Here is an 8,128-nt window from a genome sequence, read left to right as displayed (position 1 = left end):
CATACGCGTTCCGCCGTAGGCGCCCAGGGCGTTGCGGTTGAGCGAGTCGAACAGGACGAACAGGACTTTCATGGGAAACCTTAGGGCAAGTTAACGAAAAACAGGCGGGAGAAGACAAAGTTCAGGATGGACGGCAGGACAACTGACAGCCCGACAAGCCAGGACAGCGCTTTTCCGCGCACGGGGTGGATGATCATCCCGGCGACAAAGAGAAACGCGCCGGTCACGATCTCAAACCCGACCAGGCGCGAATTCAACACCCAGATATAGACGGCAAGGCAAAGGACGATCCCGATGGATTTGAGGTGGCCTGCATTGATTGCAAAGGCTGTCTTTTCATCGCCGGACGCCTTGCTGGAACGGAGGTCCAGCAGCCCTTCGACAAGTATCCAGAGTGACAAAGCTCCAATCAAAACGATAGTCGCTTGTGGGACCAGTCGAGGGCCAATGGGGTCGTAATTTCCATCGACGATCCAAAAACTGCTGACAAAGAAAAAGACGGCAAGCCCGAAGGCCACAGCGCCGGTTGCCGCTTTTTTCATTGTCCCGCTCTCTCTCGAAGTTTTTAGGCTAGCGCCCCCGGACAGGCCGGGGGCGACGGAACCGATCAGTTGACCTTGATGCCGAACTTATCAATCGCCGCTGCGGTCGCGTTATAGCGTTCTTTCACCAGTTCGGTCAGCGCATTGCCATCTTCATAGGCCATGGTAATACCCAGACGGCTTTGCAGTTCCGCGACATTTGCCGGATCAGTCAGCGTTTCGCGCAGTACATCGCGCCAATACTGCTTGATTTCTTCCGGTGTGTCTGGATGAATCCAGAAATAGCCCTGAAGCTTCATGACAACCGGCGGTTCAATCCCTTGTTCTGCCAGCGAAGTAATGTCCGGCGCTTTAGGATGGCGCGTATCGGCGTTAACGGAGAGCGGTTTGACCAGCCCTTTCTCGACCAACTCCTTGATCGCGCCACCGGGATCGAGATTCGTGATGTCGATGTCACCCGACAGAAGCGCTTGCCGGAATCCGGCACCGCCGCCGCCGGTGTGCACAAAGTTGATCTCGGCGCCGAGGCTATCGGCCAAACCGCCCATCATCAAGTGAGAGGCCGTGCCGGTGCTGACCGCCGCGTTCACCTTGCCGGGATTAGCCCTCGCATAGTCGGCGAGTTCCGCGGCCGTGCTGTAGGGCGCGTCTGCCCGTGTATAGAGCACGTTTGTGGCGTCATGGGTTTGCGCCAGCGGTTCAATGGCACCTGCGAAGGCATCCCAATCCGTGCCGCCGATATCGAGCATCCCGAACTTCGAGGTCATCAGAATGGCGTTGTGAATATAAAGCAGTGTATAGCCATCCGCTGGTTGGCTGATGACGTGACGCGTGCCAGCGGACGTCCCCGCGCCCGGCATGGCCTGAACCCCGATGGATTGCGGAATCTTGTCTTTCAGGAGCTCCAAAAACGACAGGGCAAACGTATGATAAGAGCCGCCCGCCTTGTTCGGGAACACCACTGTGATCGGCTTCGATGGGTATTCCTGCGCCGCTGCCGAGATGGTCATAGTCAGTGCCGCCGCCAGCCCAAGCGCAAGTGGCTTGATCAGAAATTTCATGCTTTCCTCCTCAGGTGGTCCGGTCACACACGCAGTCCTTCCGCCCGCATGTGCCGGTCATTCTCGGCCCAACGATACGACACTCTAGCTATAGCAATCTAATATTCCTTTTTGATGGAGTAATGCCAAAAAGGCATTCCGTCACGTGTCAGAGGCATGCCAGAAAGGTATAGATTGAACAGAAATTGCTATTTGTTTGGAATGGCACCGTGGCGTAGTCAGTTTGGGAAGGGGTGCCGCAAACCATGTCTCAGTTCGCCGAAACAACGCTGCAATTGATCCAGCCAGCCGCGCTGATGTGGAGCCTGATCGGCGTGGCACTCGGCTTGGTTGTTGGCGCGATTCCGGGACTTGGTGGCGGTCTCTTGATGGCGATGATCCTGCCGCTGACATTCTCGATGGAAAGCCTTGACGCGCAGATCTTACTTGTCGGTATCTATGTGGGTGGGGTTAGCGGGTCGATGGTATCAGCCATCCTGCTAGGTGTGCCCGGCGCGCCTGCTGCGGTGATGACGACCCTTGACGGGCATGCCATGGCCCGTAAGGGCCAAGCGGCGCGGGCCATGTCGCTTGGGATCATGGGATCGGCGATTGGCGGGCTGATCGCAGGGGCGATCCTGATCGTGCTGGCCATTCCCTTGGCTTCGGTTGCGCTGAAGTTCAGGAACTTCGACTATTTTTCGTTCGTTGTCATTGGGTTGGTGCTGATTGCCTTTACAGGTGGCAACTCCCCGCGGTTGGGTCTGATCGCAGGCCTGTTCGGGGTATTCATCTCCACTGTCGGCTTTGACAGTGTCGGCGCCGTTAACCGGTTCACCTATGGCAGCCCCATGTTGGCCAACGGGTTCGGTTTGCTGCCCGTTTTGATCGGCGCCTATGCGGTCCGTCAGGTATTGGAGGACATTCAGTCACCAAAAGGGGCTGGTGGCAAGATCGAGACCTTGCCGAATGTCTCGGCGGTCCTGCGTCACGCCGGGACAATCATCGCCTTTCCATTTACGCTGATCCGCTCGGCGGTGATTGGCACGTTCGTTGGCATCCTACCAGGCGTTGGCCCGAATGTGGGAGCCATCATGTCCTACAGTGCCGCGCAGTCGCTTTCGAAACGTAAGGACGAATTCGGTGGAGGTTCCGAAGACGCTGTGGTGGCTGCGGAGACCGGCAACAATGCGACCGTCGGCGGCGCGCTCGTACCCATGCTGGCCCTTGGCATTCCGGGCAGCGGGCAGGATGTGTTCCTGATGGCCGCGCTGATCCTGCACGCCATAGAACCCGGCCCGCTGCTGGCGATCTATCACCCCGAGATCTTTTATGGCGTGATGGGCACATACCTGATTGCCAATATCCTCATGATGATCCTAATGATCTTTGCAATTTCGTGGTTCGCCCGCGTGATCCGCATTCCCCACAATGTACTTCTTCCGGTTGTTTTGGCCTTTTGCGTGATCGGCGTCGTGGCCTCCAGCAACCGGCTTGAAGATGCGTGGATCATGCTTGGATTTGGGCTGATTGGCGTTGCGATGGCTTGGGGCGATATACCGGTGGCCCCATTTGTCATCGGCTTCATTCTCGGCCCAATGGCGGAAGAACGGCTTCGTTCTTCGCTTATGGGCACCCAAGGAGAAATCCTTCCGCTCTTCGGGCATCCAATTGCCGTCAGCGTGCTGATACTTTGCCTGGTTGTCATCAGCGTGGCGATCTTCCGAAACATGCAGACCTCGCCAAAAGACAGGAGTCGTTGATGCAGAAACCGAACATCCTGTTTCTTCTAAGCGACGAGCATAGCTTCCGTTTCGTTGGGCATCGCAGTAGCGCAGATGGCGGTGAAGATGTCGCGACACCGGCGCTGGACAGACTCGCAGCACAGTCGACGGTTTTTACAGACACCTATTGCGGCGCGCCGATCTGCGTGCCTTCCCGTATTAGTCTGATGACCGGTCTGACAGCGGAGAAATCCGGGGCCTGCGACAACACCTCCTATCTTGATCCCGCATTGGACACGATGCCCAAGGCCTTATCGCGCGCCGAGTACACCACATGTCTGATCGGCAAGATGCACTTTTTGGGCTCTAATCAGTTTCACGGCTTTCAGTACCGCCCCTATGGCGACCTTTGCGGCAACCACACCCATCAGTTTGAGCACCTGATCCCGATGCGCCCGGGCGATCCGGTGATCGGCGACGATCTGGGCCAGCAGGCGGATCTGGGCAGCGACCGGCTGGGCGATTTTCTTGAGACGCGGACGACAACGGTTGGCGAAACCAAGATTCCCGAAAGCCAGTGCGGCGATCAGATCGTGGCAACCGAGACGGTGTCGTTTCTGCGTGAACATGCAAGCCGCGCGCCCGAAAAACCCTGGTTTCTCTGCGCTTCGTTCAGCCGCCCGCATTACCCCTTGAACACACCCGCACGGTTTCTGCGCAACTATCCCGTCGACAAGATCACCGAGCCTTTCGTCGGCCCGGAGGGCGATAGCTTCGACCATGTCGTGACGGCAGCGCTTCGAGCCGGGTTCAAAATCCCGCGCATCAGCAAGGAAGAAGAGATGCGCGCGCGGGCGGCCTATTTCGCCAATGTCGAGTTCTTCGATCAGGTGCTGGGCGATCTGCTATTGCGATTGGAGATGAGCGGACTTTTGGAAAATACGATCATCGTCTACGCCAGCGATCACGGCGAGTGTGCGGGCGAACATGGCGCGTGGTGGAAAAGCGGCTGGTACGAGGCCTCGACGCGGGTGCCCATGATGATTTCCACACCCGAGCAACGTGCGGGCACACAGCGCGCACGCAATGTCGAAACACCGGTCAGCCTGCTGGACCTCATGCCAACTTTTGCCGCTATATCTGGGGCCGAGATCGGCGACGTCTCCGGACGCAACCTGTTGCCCGCCATAGGGGGGCAAGCGGATTTGGAAGACCGGATGATCATTTGCGACCACCTGAATGAACGCTGGGGTGAAGGGTCGGCGTTCCGCATGGTGCGCTTCAATCAGTACAAGCTTGTGGTATTCGACAATGAGGAGAATCTGTTCTTTGATCTGGAGAGCGATCCCAAAGAGCAGCACAACCTTTTCGCCGTGGCCTCGGGTGACGAGGCCGAGATACTGGACAAGATGCTGGACTTCGTCCGCAACGGGCTGGACTTTCGGAAGGTTCTCGACGAACAGCGCGCAAGGATGGCGCGGCTGCGCGCGGCGTATCCGATGATGAATGAAAACTACAACCCGAACCAGTACATGCTGTCGTCAGGCCGGGTTATTGAAGCGGAACAAGCGCTTTATTATCAGAGTGTCATCACAGACGATCCAGACAGTTTTTTCGGTGACTATCCGGACCATCTGCCAAGCCCTCTGCGCCCCTAGCTCAAGTCCATTCTCTCGCCTAGTTCAATTGCGATATCCGCAACACGGCGGATGATGCCATGCTGCTCACTCGCCCGCAGAACCGCAATGCCCGAGGCATACCGCCAAAGGGGTTCAGACGTAGGGTTCACCAGCACACCCTCCTTCGCGAGAGTTGGTTTAAGAAGTGTCGGGACCGCCATTATGGCATTTCGTTCGCGTTGAACGGACAGCCCCAGTTGAATGGAGTTCGTGTTGAGGACAACACGGGGCAGCGGCAGCTTGTGGTGAAAAAACAGCTCGTTGAAACTCTCGGTCAGGTTTTCATCCAGCAGAAAGGTAATCCACTCCTTGTCGGCTAGATCCGACAGCGCCACATGCTGGTCCATAGCGATGTCCGGAAAGGTTCCGGGAAGATGCGCCACACCATGTTCGATCTGGCCCAGCTCATGAACCTTGACCGCTGGTTCCGCCGTGAACCGGGCCGAGGCCGAGATCGCAATGTCCAGATTACCATCCGCGAGTTGCTGCGCGAGGAACTCTGTCGATCCGGTGATCACTGTGTGGGTCAGGCGCGGATACTTCGCGCGGATCGCGTCCAGTAACTGTGGGATCAGAGCGACGCGATAAGCCAGCCCGGCCCCAATCCGGATGCGCTCATGTGCGCCGTCCCGATGCGCCCGAATGTCCCGCAAGGCGCGGCCATAACTGGCGTCAATCTCGCGTAAGTGCTTATAAAGCGTCGTGCCTGCCGGTGTGAGTTTCATGCCCCGTGGCAGTCTTTCGAACAAGGTGACCCCAAGTTCGTCCTCCAGTTTGAAGATCAGCCGCGTCAGACTTGGCTGCGCGACGTTCAACTCTTCCGAGGCCCGGGTCACGCTCCCGCATTGCGCCACCATTAGAAAGTACCGGTGCGAGCGTTCCATTAGGTGTACACGTTAGCTTTGAAAGTCACTTCCGTTTCCCAGCATTTGGCGAGGCAAATTCATCTGATCATAGGTCTCCGGAATACTTCAAACGAATTCTTGCATCTACACCACTCGGTGTTAATGCGTTTGTTTTGTTACGCAGATCCGTGCCCCTTCAATAACGGGCATTGACCAACTCGATCACCTCATCCAAAAGGCCGCACCCCCACCTTATTCACCCAACCGCCAAATCTATATCGGGGGTGGCGACCTTTGCCGCTGAAGTCAGACACCCTACCAAGACGACGTCTGCCCTGCATTGCCCGCGAAGCTAATGGCCGAGATATAACGCCGCTGATCAATTGTCGCTGTGATGCGATGCTGGGGATAGAGTGCGCAGCCGTGTCGACTCACGCGTTTGTCGAAAACCAAGTGCAAAACGGATGAGGCCGAGAATGCAATAGCCAATCCTGAGACTCGCTACCAGATGATGCTACCGAGCATCATCATCGTTGTTTATTGTTCAAAGCAGAGGCAATGTGGGTGGCAATCTTATCTGATGCGGCTCGCAAAGGGCTGGCATCAAGGTGAGCATAGCGTTTTGTTGTTGCTGCTTGTTTGTGCCCGAGAAGGGTCCCTACAATGGGCAATCCCATTCCGGCGCTGGCACCAACCGACGCAAAGCTGTGACGTAGATCATGCAAACGGACGTCTTCGAGGCCCGCATGACGGCGAATGACGGCCCATGGCTTCTTAAGGTCAGTAAGTGGCCGATCGATTGCTTCACCATCATCGCTATCATCTGGTGTGGATCACCAAATACCGCTTCAAGGTGCTGAGGGGCGACGTTCGGCTGCGGGTGCGGGAAATCATCCGGCAGGTTTGTGCGGAAAACGGGGTGAGGATCATCAGCGGGGTGTTGTCCAGCGATCATGTGCACATGCTGGTGTCGATTCCACCCAAGCTGTCGGTCAGTGACTTGATGCGCAAGATGAGGGGGCGCTCATCGCACAAGGTGCAGCGGGAGTTCCCGGCGCTGAAGAAGCGCTATTGGGGCAGGCACTTCTGGGGTCGGGGATACTTTTCTGCCACCAACGGCGCCTTCACCGAAGGGGTCGTCCTTCAGTACCTGGAAAACCACGACAGAAAACCTACCGGCGCAAGCCGGTAGATGAGAGGCCTGACACAAGACCGCATTCGATCACATCACCTGAGGATCAGAAATCTCTTGCATCAGCGGCGGCAACCACACAAGTGGTTTAGCCCGGCGGCGGACCATCTTCCACGCGCTTGTGCGGTCCAGATGGTTATCGGTCCGGAACAGCCAGGACTTAGGTTCTTCGCGGATTTCGGTGTGGTCGATGTAGGCGTCAATATACTCCTCCAAAGTGTGATGAACCTGCATTTCGTGGCGCTTAGCGCCTTTTTCACATAGCGATATCCACCAACGTTAACCTGGGCGCATAGCCTTCAACCCGATAGGAGAGGGCAGCTGAGATCCGGGCGAGGGAAAAGACCATCAGCCCAATCAGAGCGCGATCGCGATACGCGACCTCATTCTTCAGCTCGATGGAGTCCATCAACGCGCGCGCCTGATCCGACATGAGAACCGGTGCCTTGCCCACACGCTGCGAATGGGACGGCTCGTGGACTGCGTGAGCCGGATTTGCATGCGAGATGTGACCGGTAACCAACCAATCGAACAGCATACGCAATGCCGACAGATGCTGTTTGTCCGATGGCGACTCAAAATCGCCGGTCAACACCTCTATGTATGCGCCAGTGTGTATGGGCTTGATGTCTATGAGCTGGCCGCTCTCATTCTTGTCCACCCAATAGAAGAAAGACCGACAGGCTTTGATATAGGCCACGCGCGTGTTCTTGTTACGAATCGTAACTGCAAAGAATTCCAGAAATCACTTACCGCGTCGTCGCCGGCGTCACCAATCATGCGCGGGACGAAAAGGCCGGTCGATGTGCCAGGTGCGGCTGTTATGGATCGGATGGTCACTTCGTTGGCCATACAGGCCTGGTGTCACCGACATTGATTTAGTGCAACATAACGTCCTTTATGCTGCACTTTTATGTATGCCGTGAAACCAGAGTTCTCGCCGTTGCGGTTACCCGAAGGATCGTTCTCCAGTGTCACACGCAGCCCCTAGTCAACAGAGATTATGTCCCACGGCAACAAGTTACTATCTCATTTTATCAATGTGTTACGCTCCTTAGAGTTGCTCTCTGGGACTATTTTTCTCAACGTCTAATCAGACCGGGCTA

Annotated in this window: 9 protein-coding genes; 3 read left to right on the top strand and 6 right to left on the bottom strand. The window is 56.6% G+C overall.

Annotation, left to right across the window (positions count from 1 at the left end; genetic code table 11):
* Positions 1-80 precede the first annotated feature (80 nt).
* Positions 81-542 carry a tripartite tricarboxylate transporter TctB family protein gene (locus OOZ53_RS25365; RefSeq protein WP_271092588.1) on the bottom strand — a complete coding sequence of 154 codons (462 nt, stop codon included), beginning with the start codon at positions 540-542 and terminating at the stop codon, positions 81-83.
* 65 nt (positions 543-607) lie between these two features.
* Positions 608-1,603 (bottom strand): Bug family tripartite tricarboxylate transporter substrate binding protein, encoded by a 996-nt coding sequence (locus OOZ53_RS25360; protein ID WP_271092587.1) that lies wholly within the window; start codon positions 1,601-1,603, stop codon positions 608-610.
* A gap of 245 nt (positions 1,604-1,848) precedes the next feature.
* On the opposite strand from OOZ53_RS25360, the gene OOZ53_RS25355 reads away from it, so the two are divergent.
* Positions 1,849-3,345, top strand: a complete 1,497-nt coding sequence (locus OOZ53_RS25355; RefSeq protein WP_271092586.1) for a tripartite tricarboxylate transporter permease — start codon at positions 1,849-1,851, stop codon at positions 3,343-3,345.
* Positions 3,345-4,964 (top strand): sulfatase-like hydrolase/transferase, encoded by a 1,620-nt coding sequence (locus OOZ53_RS25350; protein ID WP_271092585.1) that lies wholly within the window; start codon positions 3,345-3,347, stop codon positions 4,962-4,964. Before OOZ53_RS25355 ends, OOZ53_RS25350 begins: the two co-directional genes overlap by 1 nt.
* Here the strand turns inward: OOZ53_RS25350 and OOZ53_RS25345 are convergent.
* Both OOZ53_RS25345 and OOZ53_RS25340 read right to left on the bottom strand, forming a co-directional pair.
* On the bottom strand, positions 4,961-5,869 hold the full coding sequence (locus tag OOZ53_RS25345; protein WP_271092584.1) for a LysR family transcriptional regulator: 909 nt from the start codon (positions 5,867-5,869) through the stop codon (positions 4,961-4,963). The two genes, OOZ53_RS25350 and OOZ53_RS25345, sit on opposite strands and share 4 nt — an antisense overlap.
* A 488-nt stretch (positions 5,870-6,357) precedes the next feature.
* Positions 6,358-6,630: a tyrosine-type recombinase/integrase gene (locus OOZ53_RS25340; RefSeq protein WP_425499239.1), complete on the bottom strand. Its 273-nt coding sequence runs from the start codon at positions 6,628-6,630 to the stop codon at positions 6,358-6,360.
* Here OOZ53_RS25340 and tnpA point away from each other — a divergent pair.
* A complete protein-coding gene (gene tnpA / locus OOZ53_RS25335) occupies positions 6,618-7,022 on the top strand; it encodes an IS200/IS605 family transposase (protein WP_271092583.1) in 405 nt (134 codons plus the stop codon). The genes OOZ53_RS25340 and tnpA overlap by 13 nt on opposite strands.
* A 30-nt stretch (positions 7,023-7,052) precedes the next feature.
* On the opposite strand, the gene OOZ53_RS25330 is transcribed toward tnpA, so the two are convergent.
* Positions 7,053-7,256, bottom strand: a complete 204-nt coding sequence (locus OOZ53_RS25330; protein WP_271092582.1) for a site-specific integrase — start codon at positions 7,254-7,256, stop codon at positions 7,053-7,055.
* Positions 7,257-7,278: 22 nt separating this feature from the next.
* Positions 7,279-7,722, bottom strand: coding sequence for a hypothetical protein (locus OOZ53_RS25325; protein ID WP_271092581.1), 444 nt, complete (start codon positions 7,720-7,722; stop codon positions 7,279-7,281).
* Positions 7,723-8,128: the final 406 nt, after the last annotated feature.

This window comes from Allohoeflea poritis (assembly GCF_027889715.1).
Taxonomy (GTDB): Bacteria; Pseudomonadota; Alphaproteobacteria; order Rhizobiales; family Rhizobiaceae; genus Hoeflea_A; species Hoeflea_A poritis.
Note: the sequence above shows the minus strand (reverse complement) of the source record. Positions and strands in the feature narration are given on the sequence as shown.